At 44.6% G+C, this 14,326-nt stretch carries 11 protein-coding genes; all 11 read right to left on the reverse strand.

Annotated features, from left to right (window positions below; translation table 11 throughout):
- Window positions 1–4: 4 nt before the first annotated feature.
- The 11 genes from A3K91_RS03895 to A3K91_RS03940 all read right to left on the reverse strand — a co-directional run bounded on the left by A3K91_RS03895 (window position 5) and on the right by A3K91_RS03940 (window position 14,320).
- Entirely contained in the window at window positions 5–2,818 is a 2,814-nt protein-coding gene (locus tag A3K91_RS03895) for a DUF4118 domain-containing protein (RefSeq protein WP_228139903.1), read from the reverse strand.
- An 87-nt stretch (window positions 2,819–2,905) separates the two neighbouring features.
- The gene (kdpC, locus tag A3K91_RS03900; protein WP_228139904.1) at window positions 2,906–3,631 is read right to left on the reverse strand and encodes a potassium-transporting ATPase subunit KdpC; all 726 of its coding nucleotides are present in this window, start codon (window positions 3,629–3,631) and stop codon (window positions 2,906–2,908) included.
- Between the two features lie 23 nt (window positions 3,632–3,654).
- Complete coding sequence (gene kdpB / locus A3K91_RS03905; RefSeq protein ID WP_228139905.1) at window positions 3,655–5,793, reverse strand: potassium-transporting ATPase subunit KdpB; 2,139 nt, start codon at window positions 5,791–5,793, stop codon at window positions 3,655–3,657.
- Between the two features lie 103 nt (window positions 5,794–5,896).
- Window positions 5,897–7,609 (reverse strand): potassium-transporting ATPase subunit KdpA, encoded by a 1,713-nt coding sequence (kdpA, locus tag A3K91_RS03910; RefSeq protein ID WP_099046690.1) that lies wholly within the window; start codon window positions 7,607–7,609, stop codon window positions 5,897–5,899.
- Complete coding sequence (gene kdpF / locus A3K91_RS14340; RefSeq protein WP_084387249.1) at window positions 7,609–7,689, reverse strand: K(+)-transporting ATPase subunit F; 81 nt, start codon at window positions 7,687–7,689, stop codon at window positions 7,609–7,611. The genes kdpA and kdpF overlap by 1 nt, the downstream gene beginning before the upstream one ends.
- A gap of 273 nt (window positions 7,690–7,962) precedes the next feature.
- On the reverse strand, window positions 7,963–8,739 hold the full coding sequence (locus tag A3K91_RS03915; protein ID WP_084387250.1) for a PAP2 family lipid A phosphatase: 777 nt from the start codon (window positions 8,737–8,739) through the stop codon (window positions 7,963–7,965).
- Window positions 8,740–8,786: 47 nt separating this feature from the next.
- Window positions 8,787–9,134, reverse strand: a complete 348-nt coding sequence (locus tag A3K91_RS03920; protein WP_228139939.1) for a diacylglycerol kinase — start codon at window positions 9,132–9,134, stop codon at window positions 8,787–8,789.
- Between the two features lie 303 nt (window positions 9,135–9,437).
- Entirely contained in the window at window positions 9,438–10,796 is a 1,359-nt protein-coding gene (locus A3K91_RS03925; RefSeq protein WP_062844087.1) for a sensor histidine kinase, read from the reverse strand.
- Between the two features lie 83 nt (window positions 10,797–10,879).
- Window positions 10,880–11,566, reverse strand: a complete 687-nt coding sequence (locus A3K91_RS03930; RefSeq protein WP_062844088.1) for a response regulator transcription factor — start codon at window positions 11,564–11,566, stop codon at window positions 10,880–10,882.
- A 44-nt stretch (window positions 11,567–11,610) separates the two neighbouring features.
- Window positions 11,611–13,320 (reverse strand): phosphoethanolamine transferase, encoded by a 1,710-nt coding sequence (locus A3K91_RS03935; protein ID WP_084387252.1) that lies wholly within the window; start codon window positions 13,318–13,320, stop codon window positions 11,611–11,613.
- 106 nt (window positions 13,321–13,426) lie between these two features.
- Window positions 13,427–14,320, reverse strand: a complete 894-nt coding sequence (locus A3K91_RS03940) for a LysR family transcriptional regulator (RefSeq protein ID WP_062844089.1) — start codon at window positions 14,318–14,320, stop codon at window positions 13,427–13,429.
- Between the last annotated feature and the right edge of the window lie 6 nt (window positions 14,321–14,326).

Genomic DNA, 14,326 nt, shown 5'->3' on the forward strand with positions numbered 1-14,326 from the left:
TGCCTTATTTTTTTGAATGTGCTGTCATCTCTGACGCGTCGAGTACAAACTTGTCATCGAACATATCTTTTTCTGATAAAGGTTCCCACGGTAGCACTATAACAAATTGTGCGCCATGCGGCTGGATATTGTGTGCGCTTAGCGTGCCGCCTAAATGTTTAACCAAATCTCGACTCAATGCCAGACCCAATCCCAGTCCTGTTGTACTACTTTCCGTATCACCGCGCGTGAAGCGTTCAAATATTTTTTCCTCCATACCTATCGGTAAGCCTTGGCCACTATCCGTTACCGTTATTTGATAGTGGGGCAGGTTTTGGTTATGTAGAGGGCTTTGATGACGTTGCGAGTTTTGGTTTCTTTGAATATGTGATGGTTGATCAAGTGTGGCTTGAATTTCAATAGTCGCACTATCTGGGGTGTAGTTAATCGCATTGGTCAATAGATTGTTTAAAATCCGCGACAAAATAAGCTCATCCGTATAGATAAAATCTACCGCATGAGGAATATCTATTTTAATCTGTCGATTTTGTAGATAGGGGTCGAGTTGACGAATATTGCTGCCGATGATTTCCTCCAAACTGACCCACTGCTTGTTCAGCTTCATCCCGCCAGATTGGAGTGCCACATAGTCTAAAATATTGATGACCAAACGCTGAATGACACGAGCTTGCTGTTCGATGTCGATTGCCAACTGCTTTTGTTCATCGAGTGCTAAAGGTTGGGTGGCAAGCGAAGTGGCAAGTCCTGACAGTACGGTAATGGGCGTACGAATGTCATGAGATAAGGCTGATAGTAGTGAGCCACGCAGGCGCTCTGATTCCACTCTGATAAGGGCGTTTTGGGCAACTTTTGCGTAATGCACGCGCTCTAATGCGAGCGTAATTTGCGCAAGTGCCACATCGAGCGTTCGCTGTTGCTCGGGCTGATTAAAATTATCGTTATCTGTCGGTTTCAATGCCAATACCGCTAGCACACGACTTGAGGTCGCAAGCGCTCGATAATGCATGGTGTTGGCAGGTAGGGTATTGGTTGCCAGCCCCGCGCTTTCATTGTGATCGAACACCCACTGCGATACCGTCCAATTAAAGTCCGCTGGGGCGTGTGTCTCTGAAACAAGAAGCAGCTTACCATCGGCATTTGGCATCACCATGAGGGCTTTGCTGGCGATATGCTTGTTCAGCCACACGATGGATTGACTGATGATTTCGTCATTTTTACGAGCAGCACTTAAGTTTTGTGCCAAGTGACTCATCGAGATGGCTTGTTGCTCACGTTTACGCGCATTTTGAGCTTGAAAACGTAAGCCTACTGCTAGGTTATTAATGATTAAAGAGACAATGAGCATGACGGCAAAAGTCACAAGATACTGCACATCGCTCACGCTAAAAGAAAGCTTCGGTTCCACAAAAAATAAATCAAAACTTAGCACACTCAAAAGCGCAGCAAATATTCCAGGGGCGCGGCCAAAGCGCACGGAGATAAATACAATAACCAATAAATAGAGCATCACCACATTGGCCAAATCAAACCAACGCGTCAGGGCGACTAAGCTAACGGTGACAAGCGTACAGCCTAACATCGCCATCAAATAACCCGTACGGTTGTCTGTGGAAGATAAGTCGGAGATGTTCCAAAAAGGTGGCTGGCGCTCGGCTGTCAGCTTATTTTTCTTTTTGGTTTGATTGACCAGTATTAAGTCTAAATTCAAATCTTGCTCTGAGATTTGCTTAACCAATGAGCCGTTAAAATAAGAAGCACCTTGGTTTTGTCCGATGATAATACGTCCAATATTAAATTGATGTGCATAACTGACCAAGCCCTCAGCCACGGTAATAGCGCTGATGATCTCTGTCTTTGCGCCTAACTCATCTGCTAAGCGTAGGGCATTTAACACGTTTTGTTTATTTTTAGCGCGTTTATAAGGGCTTCTAGGCGTCTCTACATAAATGACATACCACTGAGAATGTAAGCTGCTGGCAAGTCTTGCCGCATGTCGAATAAGGCGTTCGCTATGCTCGCGCGTACTGATACCGACCAAGAGCTGATCGGTCGTATTCCAAATAGAGGATATGCGAGATTGATTGCGATAGTCACGCATATCAGCATCGACTAGATCAGCCGTTCGACGCAAGGCCAGCTCTCGAAGGGCAATCAGATTGCCTTTTCTAAAGAAGTTTTTTATGGCGTGTTTTGCTTGGCTGGGAATATATACCTTGCCTTCGTGCAGCCGTGCTAGTAGCTCATCAGCTGGCAAGTCAACCAATACCACTTCGTTTGCTTGATCAAAGAACCAGTCAGGGATGGTTTCTTGTACCACGACGCCTGTGATTTGATTCACGACATCGTTTAGGCTCTCTAAATGTTGGACATTAACCGTGGTATAAACACTGATACCGGCTTTTAAGAGCTCATTGACATCATGCCAACGTTTTGGGTGCCGAGATCCTGGCACATTGCTATGGGCCAGCTCATCCACCAATAAAATATCAGGACTACGCGCCAACGCCTCATCAATGTCGAACTCTAGCAAGGTTTGGGCTCGGTACTCAATCTGGCGTAATGGCAGTATCGGTAGTCCCTTTAGCAGCGCCGCTGTTTCACTACGACCATGCGTTTCTACGATACCGACTAAGACATCGAGTCCATGCGCTTGATCTCTTTGAGCAGCAGAGAGCATGTCATAAGTTTTCCCCACACCTGCCGAAGATCCAAAAAAGATTTTTAGTTTACCTCTACTCAGCGTGTCTTCTTGCTGCTTTATTTGCTGCAATAAATCTTCTGGATTGGGTCGCTGATCACTCATGTCTATGTTCGTCATTAAGGCACTCACTTATCATGGCGCTCATTTATTATCGCGCCCACTTATCACCGCGCGCACTGCCTGTTGCTTATTGCTTAGTGTAAATCAATTGGCACGAGACATCTCATCTAATGCTAAGTTGACAGCCAATACGTTCACGCGCGGCTCACCCAGCCAATAAAGCTGACGACCTTCTGTATGAGCATCAATCACTTTTTGTACTTGCTCGCTACTGATGCCTCGTATACGTGCCACTCTATTCACTTGCCACTCGGCAGCGGCAGGGGAGATATGTGGATCTAATCCACTACCTGACATGGTGACCAAGTCAAGAGGAATGGGCGTGGTGTTTTGTGGATCGGCTGCTTTAAGTTTTTGTACTTGCGTCTCTACATTGGTGACCAATTCAGGATTCAGTGGACCTAAGTTACTGCCCGATGATTGCGCCGCATCGTAGCCATCTCCAGCGGCTGATGGGCGAGTCCATAGGTATTCTGGTTGATCAAATGTCTGGCCAATGAGCGTAGAGCCAACCAAGCTGCCGTTTTGCTCTATCATGCTACCGTTGGCTTTGTTCGGCATTGTTACTTGCGCGACGCCTGTCATTAATAAGGGATAGCATAAACCTAAAGTGATGGCTAAGACGATAAATAATGACAACGCGGGTTTGAGCATGGGCATGCGAGTGGCCGTCTGATCAAGTTTTGGGCTTTCGTTGTCCTTACCATTGTCATTATCGTTGTGATTATCATCAATATGTGAGTGTTCAGCGTTCATAGGAGAAGCAGGTTGCGTCGCGTTACTAGAAGGTAGGGAGTGGTTAGATTGCATAGTCGTTATCATCCGTATTGTGGTTATACCAAGTGCAGTGCGTTAATAATAAGATCAATCAGTTTGATGCCGACGAAGGGTAAAAGCAGTCCGCCCAAGCCGTATATCATTAAGTTACGACGTAATAGATTGATGGCAGAATCAGGTCTATAAGTGACGCCACGCAGCGCTAAGGGAATAAGAAACACAATAATTAACGCATTAAAAATAATGGCGGACAGAATGGCGCTTTTGGGACTGCCCAAGTGCATAATGTCGAGCACACCAAGCGCTGGGTAGGTACTGGCAAAGGCGGCTGGGATAATCGCAAAATACTTGGCGATATCGTTTGCAAGGCTGAACGTCGTCAAGGCACCGCGAGTCATCAGCATCTGCTTACCCGTTTGTACCACTTCAATGAGCTTGGTCGGATTTGAGTCCAAATCAACCATATTGGCCGCTTCTTTGGCGGCTTGAGTCCCGCTATTCATAGCGACCGCTACATCAGCTTGAGCCAGAGCAGGTGCGTCGTTGGTACCATCGCCAGTCATAGCGACCAGTTTGCCTTGACGTTGATAACTGCGTATTCTCTCCAGTTTTTGTTCTGGCGTGGCTTCCGCCATAAAGTCATCCACGCCTGCTTCGGCCGCAATAGCGGCAGCGGTTAGGGGGTTGTCACCAGTGATCATAACGGTGGTAATGCCCATCTTACGCAGTTCGGCAAAACGCTCTTTTATGCCCGATTTGACGACGTCTTTTAGTTCTATGATGCCAAGTATTTGTCCGCTGTCGGCCACAAGCAGTGGTGTACTACCGCGGCGAGCGACTTCTGCGACTTGTTGATCTAGATTGTTGGGAAGTTTGCCACCTTGAGATTCAATCCACTTTATGATTGCATCAAAAGCGCCTTTACGAATACGGCGACCATCAATATCTGTGCCACTCATACGCGTTTGTGCGGTAAATTCAATCGTGTCAAACGAACGCGCTTTCCATACCTCATCGTCGATATCAAAACGACTTTGCGCAAGTTTGACGATACTTCGACCTTCTGGTGTCTCATCGGTTAAAGAGCTGATGAGAGCCACCTCGGCAAGCTGGCTTTCTGTTACGCCTTGGGCAGGAACAAATAACGCCGCTTGGCGATTGCCATAAGTAATGGTGCCCGTTTTGTCGAGTAGTAAGACGTCAACATCACCTGCTGCTTCTACCGCGCGTCCAGAAGTTGCGATGACGTTGGCTTGCATCATGCGGCTCATACCGGCAACGCCAATGGCTGATAATAAACCGCCAATGGTGGTCGGTATCAAACAGACCAATAATGCGACCAAAACTACGATAGATATCGGCTCGCCAGTGCCTGAAGACAGTACGGCAAATTGCGAAAAAGGCAATAACGTAACACACACCATCAAAAATATCAGGGTCAGTGCGACTAATAAAATGGTCAAGGCGATCTCATTGGGGGTCTTGGTACGTTTTGCACCTTCTACCAACGAAATCATACGATCCAAAAACCCTTGTCCCGGGGCTTGCGTGATACGAATCATTAGCCAATCGGACAATACCTTGGTGCCGCCCGTCACTGCATTAAAATCACCACCACTTTCACGAATGACAGGGGCTGACTCACCAGTAATCGCTGACTCATCTACTGAGGCTAGGCCTTCTATGACCTCGCCATCAGCAGGAATGATTTCGCCTGCATTGACTAACACGATGTCATCTTGATTTAGCGCTGTGGCTTGAATCATCAATGGGTCTGAGTGTCTATCAGCATTCGTCAGTTTGCGAGCTTGCACATCTTGGCGTGCTTGTTTGAGACTGGCGGCTTGCGCTTTGCTGCGACCCTCTGCCAATGCCTCAGCGAAGTTTGCAAACAACAGCGTGAACCACAGCCAAAAAGTAATGGCTAGCGTAAAACCAACGCCTGATTGGGGTTGAGTCAGCATGGTGATGGCTAAAATGCTGGTCAGCAATGAGCCGATATAAACCACGAACATCACGGGATTGCGCCATTGGACTCTTGGATCAAGTTTAAGTAACGCGGCTTTTAACGCTGGCTTGATCAAGGCAGGATCAAGTAGTCCTTGCGCAGGTTTTTTGGGCGAGCCTGACTGATTGGGATCTTGTTGTGACTGCAAATTGGTGGACTGCTCGTTAGGATCTGATATAACCTTCATGTTGGTATTCCTCACATAATCATAAAAATGGGGCGATTCACTGCTAGGTATAGAGTCAATCTATGATGAATAAGATGACTCGATGCTGGCCGATATAAAGCGGCTAGCCGCCCAGCATCCAAATCTGCTCTATGATGGGCCCAAGTGCTAAAGCAGGGACAAAGGTTAAGGCGCCAATCATAAGGACAGTGCCGACCAAAAGCCCGACAAACAAAGGCGTGGTGGTGGGTAGGGTCCCGCTATTGACTTCGAGTCTAGGCTTTTGCACCAACGATCCTGCCAGAGCCAATACAGGAATAATCACACCAAAGCGTCCAACCAACATAGAAAGACCAAGCATAAAGTTATAAAACAGGGAGTTCGCGCCCAAGCCTGCAAACGCGGAACCATTGTTGTTGGCAGCCGAACTAAAGGCATAGAGCACTTCACTAAAACCATGAGCACTTGGATTAAAAATACCTGCTTGACCAGAAGGCGTCATCACACTAATCGCAGTGCCGAGCAACACCATAAGAGGCGCGGCCAATAGGGCCAATACCACCATTTTCATCTCAAAAGGTTCGATTTTTTTGCCAAGATATTCAGGCGTACGGCCAATCATAAGGCCTGAAACAAACACAGCTAAAATAGCAAAGAGCAACATACCGTAAAGGCCTGCGCCCACACCACCAAACACCACTTCACCCAATTGCATCTGTAGCATGGTGCTAAGACCACCGAGGGGCGTGAAGGAATCATGCATTGCATTTACTGCGCCGCATGATGCCGCCGTCGTGATAGTGGCAAACAGCGACGAAGCCACAATACCAAAGCGTATTTCTTTCCCTTCCATGTTGCCGCTCACGCTGGCATCGGTCAGTCCTTGAACTTGCGCTGCCAGCCAAGGATTGCCAGCAAGCTCACTACTTACCGTCAATGAATACATGCCCACGAACAGGACCGTCATCGCGCCCAAAATAGCCAAGCCTTGTTTTAGGTTGCCACTAAGTTTGCCAAGACAAAAACAAAGCGCGGTTGGAATCAAAAAGATGGCCAACATTTGAATAAAGTTAGAAAGAGGCGTGGGGTTCTCAAACGGGTGAGCGGAATTGGTATTAAAGAATCCGCCACCATTGGTGCCTAGCATTTTGATGGCTTCTTGTGAGGCCACAGGACCCAAAGCGATGGTCTGCGTGTCGCCTTGTAAGGTTTGTACATCCATATACGTCGATAGCGTTTGGATAACTCCTTGACTCATCAATAGTACAGCGATGATCGCAGCAATGGGCAGTAGGATATAAATATTACATCGCCATAAATCTATCCACGCATTGCCTAGATGAGCGCTTTGCTTGAGTACCAAACCCCGCATCAACGCAAAAGCCACCACGATACCGGTGGCAGCAGATAAGAAGTTTTGTAGAGATAAGCCCATCATTTGCGTCAGGTAGCTCATGCTACTCTCGCCGCCATAGGCTTGCCAGTTGGTATTGGTCATGAAACTGATGGCGGTATTCATCGCCAAGTCCCACGTAACACCTGTCATGTTTGCTGGATTGAGTGGTAAGCGCCCTTGCGCCAACTGCAAAAAGAACAACGCCAAAAACCCAATAAAGTTAAATAGGACAATGGCTAACGCATATTGCTTCCAATTCATACCAAAAGCACGATTGCCCTTGCTGTCTTGACCGATCATACCAAGCACACTAAAGAGGCGTGACTCAAGGGCAGAGACAGGTGCTTGCATGCGCTGAAGCATGTAGCCTGATAGGAAGTATCCCAAAACAAACAGAATAAGCAGGTATATAACCAGCTGTGATAATGCATACATGGTCATCAGAAGGTCTCCGGCTTAATCAGGACATATAACAAATAGAGGAATAAGCCGAAGGCAAGAAATCCTGCAAAAACATCCATAACACGCTCCAAAAGTAATAATGAAGATCGGCTATGAGTCGTTGGTCAGCAGTAAAGATAGGGTATAAATGGAGGGCTTAGCATGACCTTCACTGGTAGGAGGTGTCGATCATCGCTTGGTTGTATCTTGCTCTCTATCACTGACAACGCATTCATTGACTGATCGTTCATTGACTAATCGTTTATTAATGGAAACAGTATGCCAAGCGAGGTATAAAAGTGTTGTCAAGATAACAAGGCGAGGTATAAAGAAAGTATAAAGATGAAGAAGGGTTATCGTTTTTGAGTATCTGCTAGGGTAGGTTTGGTCGGGTGAAATTGGCTATTTTTATTTTCATCAAAACGCTTAAAAAAAATATGTTCCAATGCGCAAGCAATGGTCAATGATAGCAACATTGATACCAAGGTATGACTAAAAAAATGATCACCGAAGAGCATTTTATATAGTCCCATCGTCCATCCCAAAGCGGTCACTGCTTCAAAAATTTTATAGCGATACTTGCGCCATGTGGGGAGGAACGCTAAGCCATATAAGGAAAATCCTGCGCTGGCATGTGCAGCTGGAAAGCATTTGGCTGGCGTCTTCGCCACGATGCTTTGCCAAAGATCAAGATAAGGCATATCACTACCAAATAGCATCAAATGGTTGGGGCAGCTGACGTGAGTGACGCTTTTGAGGGTAGCAATAGTCGTAGGGACGATTATGATAACAATTAGCAAGTAGCTTATCTCACGGACAGCTAAAGGCAAAATATATTTGCTGCGTTTTGAATGATTTAATGAAAAGTCAGCATTCAAAGGCGTTCTGTATTTAATCGCTAAAACGATCATCAAGTAAGTCGCAAATAAAATTAATAGCGCTTTGGGAGCATCATAAAATATGAGTGCATAAGGTTGTGCGCCTTTCTCCAAAAGCCATTGACCGTTTAGGTAAAAAAGCTTACTGATAAGTAGGTCTATTTGACTGTGCTCCAATGCTACTGTCGCAATAATGGTTGAGCACAGGAGTTTGAGCCAAGTCCAGTCAGTCACATGATGGTTGGTATTCATTGAGGCATTCCATAAACGGCATTTATTTGTGAAGGTCTAAAAATGGTTCAACGTAAAAGGCTTGAAAGCGCCATCGTCCACAAAGAAAATAGAAGTAGCAAAGACAAAAACTGTGCTGCAGAACCCACATCTTTCGCTATTTTTGCCAATGGATGTTTTGTCATTGAGGTATGGTCAACACACGCTTCGATGCCAGTATTTAGCAGCTCAACAATCAAAGATAAAAAAGAGGCAATAATCAGCAGCATTTTTATACTGATAGCAAAAGGCATGAATATCAGTGTCAATAATAAAATGAGGTTGAGCCAAAGGACTTGTCTAAACGCGGCCTCAAACTGATAAGCAGCTCGAAACCCGTCTAGTGAATACCCCGCCGCTTTTATAATACGAGACATTCCTGTTTTACCTTTGGCTTGACTCGCAAAACTGTCAGCTGACAGTGAGTCTTTATGAGCAGCTGAGCGTAGAGGATCACCCTGATATGGTTTGGTTTTAAGCGTAATAGAATGGATTTTTTTCATAGTGACTGCTTAATATCAAAGTAGGCAAGAGTTTCGAGCTATTTAAAAAGGCTCTAATGGGATTACCAGGCTTTGAGTATAAAACGGCGTGCATTAAGAAAGCGTTAAGGCAGGAGGGATGACTGGAGCTGTAGGGTGGCATGGTAAGTGTTAAGACTTAGGGGTATTTGGCTTATCTTATGACAAGCGGCTATTGTAATAGATACTAAAGGTGCTACCGCCTGATGCATTGGTTTGATGGGTTAATTGCCAATCCATATGAGCCATAATACGTTGTACAATACTGAGCCCTAAACCCGATCCTTCAATCTTATAGCCTGCGCTATCGCTTGGTAATACATTGGTATGCAAAATTGTGTCAGTATTTTGTGGCTCTAAACGTTCAAATCTCTCATACAATAGCGGCATCATGTCCTCAGGAATCCCAAGACCCGTATCGGTGACGGTGATTTTTTCTGCGTCAATACGAACAGTGACTTCGCCTTCATCGGTATACTGAAACGCGTTTTTTATCAAATTGCCCAATGCCATTTTTAGTAGCTCAGGTCGGACATTGGCCACATAGTCTTTATCAGCCAGTACGGTGCATGTTACGGCTTTGTGGCGAAGCAAGTATGTTAAGCGGTTCACCTCGCTGATAGCCACGTTGTTGATAGACGTTGGCGGTGCGTCCAGCTTTTCAGGTGAGCGAGAAAGCAACAATAAAGCGGTGATAATCTCAGAGGTTTCTTTTGCAGTGTTACTGATGCGGTTGGCAAATTCGCTCAAACGCTCGTTATCTTGTAATTGTGATGCCAGCACTTCTGATGCGCCCATAATAATGGTTAAGGGCGTGCGTAATTCGTGACTAACATCTCCTGTAAAGAGTTGCTCACGTCTTAAGTATTGCTCAAGTTTATGGTTTTTTTCATCGACGGCTCGTGCCAAGACGCCAACTTCAGAGGGCAAATGCGTTAACTGAGTGAGATTTTGATGATCTGTTTCGACAGCATTTTTTAAGTCTAATAAAGGCTTGGTGATTTGCCTAGAGGATAATTGAGAAAAAATAGCAGCGATGAGTAGGCTCAAAATGACAGCAACTCTTAACGCATTGGCAAAGATATCTTCTAACTGCTCAAAGATGGCCAAAACGGGGTAGTTGGCCATTACCATTTTTGTGTCTTCTAAGTAGGTTAAAATGTAGCTTTGGTTGTCTTGATGGTAGACAAAAAAATGCAGGTTGGTTGACGTTTTACCTGTGTCAGTATTCACAGTGACAGGAATTTCTTGAACCGTTTCAGTAGCCTCGGCTTTTAAATGCGCTGGGGCATTATCGTAGTTGTAGATTTTAATACCTGGATCAGCAATATAAATAGGCTGCTCACCTTGTTTTTCTTGACTGAGTTCTAATTGTTGCAGCAAGCGACCTTTGACCAGCTCTTGCTCCATTCTAACCTCAGCATACATAAAAATACTGACGAAAGTGGCGCAAAGCAGTATGGCAAATAAAAAATACGACAGTCGAAACTTATTGGCAATGGAGTCGATACTGAACATGGTATTTACTTCATAGTGAGAGGTAGGAGATAAGATAGCTATTTGCTATTTGCTATTTGCTATTTGCTATTTGCTATTTTATTTTAAGCTTTATCTGGATCAATAAGCTGATAACCAACGCCCGACACGGTCATTACCATAGGTTTGGCAAATGGCTTATCGACTTGTGCTCGTACGCTGTGCACGTGGGTTCGTAGCGCATCACTACTAGGGATATCATCAGCCCATACCTTTTCTTCTAGCTCATTTTTACTGACCATCCTAGGCGATGCACTCATCAGTATCTGTAATATCTTAAATCCAGTGGGGGTCAATTTAAGCGATTTACCTTCGCGCACCACCGTATGCTCTTCAATATTTAAACACAATCCACCCACATTGAGACTTTGCTCACAGTGACTGTCTTGATGTCGGCGTATTAGAGCTTTAATACGCGACTCCAATTCAACTAAAGAGAAGGGTTTTACAAGATAATCGTCAGCGCCACTATCAAACCCTGCTACTTTATCCAAAATAGTATCACGCGCTGTCAGCATCAATACGGGGGTTTTATCGTGTAATTCTTCTCGAAGTTTTTTGCACAATTGCGTGCCGTTCATACCAGGCAGCATCACGTCCAACAGTATGACATCGTAACGATTGTTCGAGGCCAGTGTCAGTCCACTATAACCGTTGTGAGCATTGTCTAACTCAAAACCTTTTGGTTCAAAAAAAGCATAAATATTGGCTACGATATCGGGGTTATCTTCAATAACGAGTATCTTGTACATAAATGTCTCGTGCATCAGTGTTAGCAATGCGATGATAAAAAAGCTTAAGTGGTAGGCTTAAAAAAGGTAGGTGCTGCTGCTACCTCGTCCGTTGTAATATTAAAAAAACTGAGCAACGTTGGGGTAATAAAATCATGAGAGACGGGCTGATTAATCATATTGGTCAGGCTGCTCTTATCGTTACTCTTAGCATCAATACCATTATCACTAGGTGACCAGATAATCAAAGGTACCTGCTTTTGGGCATCGGGTGCAATACTATAAGGCAAACCATGCAAATAAATATTATTTTCGCCCAAGCTTTCACCATGATCGCTCATATAGACCATCACCACATCATATGTCTGCTCGTAAGGCTTTAGTGTCTCAATCACACTATTCAAAAAATAATCAGTATAGCGCAGAGCATTGTCATAACCATTGATAACTGACTGAGCATCGCATTTGGACAGCTCATTGGTCTTACATACAGGTTTAAAGGTCTCAAATGCTTTGGGATAGCGCTGGTAATAAGCGGGGCCATGATTACCCATTTGATGTAACAAAATAAGGGTGTCTTTGGGCGCGCCATCTGAATGAATGATAGTACCAAAGCCATTTAGCATACCGATGTCACGACATTCGTTGTCGCAAATAGGATTGTTATCAGGCGTTTTGTAATCCTCAAAAGTCACTCGATCGGCGACGCCTTTGGCGCTTGAATTATTGTCTCGCCAAATCACATTGACGCCTTGCTTGTGTAAGGTGTCGAGGACATTTTCGTTATAGGCAGCGTTATCAGTGTCATAGTTTTCTCTATTGGCATAACTGAACATGCAAGGTACGGAGTAAGCGGTCGAGGTGCCACAAGACGTCGCCTTTGTGAAGCTATAAATATTTGATTGCTGAGCAAGTAATGGCATGGTGTTGCGCTTATAACCATTGAAACTAATGTGGTCGGCACGCGCTGTCTCACCTACGACAAACACCATAAGTTTGGGTTTGGGTTTACCTTTACGGCTGGTAACAACGGGCGTTACTCGCTTCGCATCTGTCGCATGCAGTATCAACGTATCAGGACGGCGCAGCTCATCGGCATAGTCGAGACCGAGCTTCACAACAGAATAAATGGGCATAATAGGGTTGGCATAACTTCGAACCATTTTATGCTGCCGAAAAAAGCTGGCATATTGGTCACCAAAGGGAAGTAGGCAAAGACCTATCAGTGCAATTACCATTACCAAACTGGCGGTTTTTTGTAGTATGGCTCGACGCCAAGTAGTGTGTTTGATACGAATTTGACTGATCACAAAAGCAGGTAAGACACCTAACAATAGCAAATGCACAAAAAAACTCGGTGCCATCAGTCCAATCACTTCGGCTTGATCAGTTTGTAGGCTGTTAATTAGCATAATGCGATCAAATATCGTCCCATAGCCATCCGTAAAATAGCTACATACAGACGCAATCAATACTAAGGCAATCAATACTATTTTTGCTATTGGGCGGTAACACAGTAGCTGGCAGACGAGCCATATCAAAGCAAATAGTAAACTTGCGGTAGAAATCAGAAAACCAAGGTTATTACTCAAAGGGTAAATCGTTAGCATGTGCTTAAAAAAGCTAATATTTGCAGTCGCTACTAAGTAGAGGGCAACGACTATAATCAAATGATTGAGGTTGACTGGTCGATTATAGAATTTGTTTATGTCGCCTTTATTGGTCGGGGCTTTAACTTTCGCAGTATGAGTGATAAACACGTGAGATAGTGACATAAACGGTCTTCTCAACAGAGTGATAAGGAATGTAGGTCCTTACGGTAACAAGTTGCCTGTTAAGAAGACGTTAAGGTGAATAGGTTTCTTTATGTTTAAAGCCAACTTATTTGTGAGAGGGCATTTCTGCCTTCAAAAACTCAATGAATGAGCTAACCCGTTCTGATAATTTCCTATTTTTATAATAAACAAGGTTGATGGGTTGCTGCATTTTTATCGTACTAGAAATCAAGATTTGCACCAGACGCCCTTCTCGAATGTCTTGCTGTGTCATAAAGTCTGACAAACAAACGATACCTGTCCCGCATAACGCAAGCTGTCTTAGCGTCTCACCACTATCGGTTTTTATGTTTGTATCAACATGAAATAAATTATTGAAAGCATCATAAATAGGCCAGTCGTTTAGTTTTTCTAACGAGCTAAAACCCAATAACTGGTGTTGTGTTAACTCTTCTAGATTCTGAGGTGTACCGTGTTTTTTTAGATAGGCAGGGCTGGCCAGTATTCGAATCTGGCTTAACCCGAGTGGGGTTGCGCTCAGTGTGGAATCTTTTAACTCACCGATGCGCACAGCGATGTCTGTTCGCTGTTCTAACAAATCGACTAAGTTTTCATTGCTTATCAGCTCAATGTCAATTTGTGGGTAAGCGCTGCTGTACTTATCAATTAATGGTGCAATGACGTGCAGCATAAAAGGGGTTGCCGCATCAATTCGTAGTTTGCCAGAGGGAACTTCTTTATTCATGATCAGCATATTTTCGGCCGCTTCTAACTCTTCTAGAATGCTGCGTACTCGCACGAGATACTTTTCACCCTCTTGCGTCAACTCCAAGCGCCTTGTAGTACGCCTAAAAAGAGCCGTATTTAGCTTTTTTTCTAATCGTGATAATGCTCTACTGACGGCCGAAACCGTGACATCTAAGTGCTCAGCTGCCTGACTGATAGTGCCTTCATCGACAATACTAATGAAAGTGACCAGCTCATTAATCGTGACTTTCATTATTGA

It is taken from the genome of Psychrobacter alimentarius, from assembly GCF_001606025.1.
Classification (GTDB): Bacteria; Pseudomonadota; Gammaproteobacteria; order Pseudomonadales; family Moraxellaceae; genus Psychrobacter; species Psychrobacter alimentarius.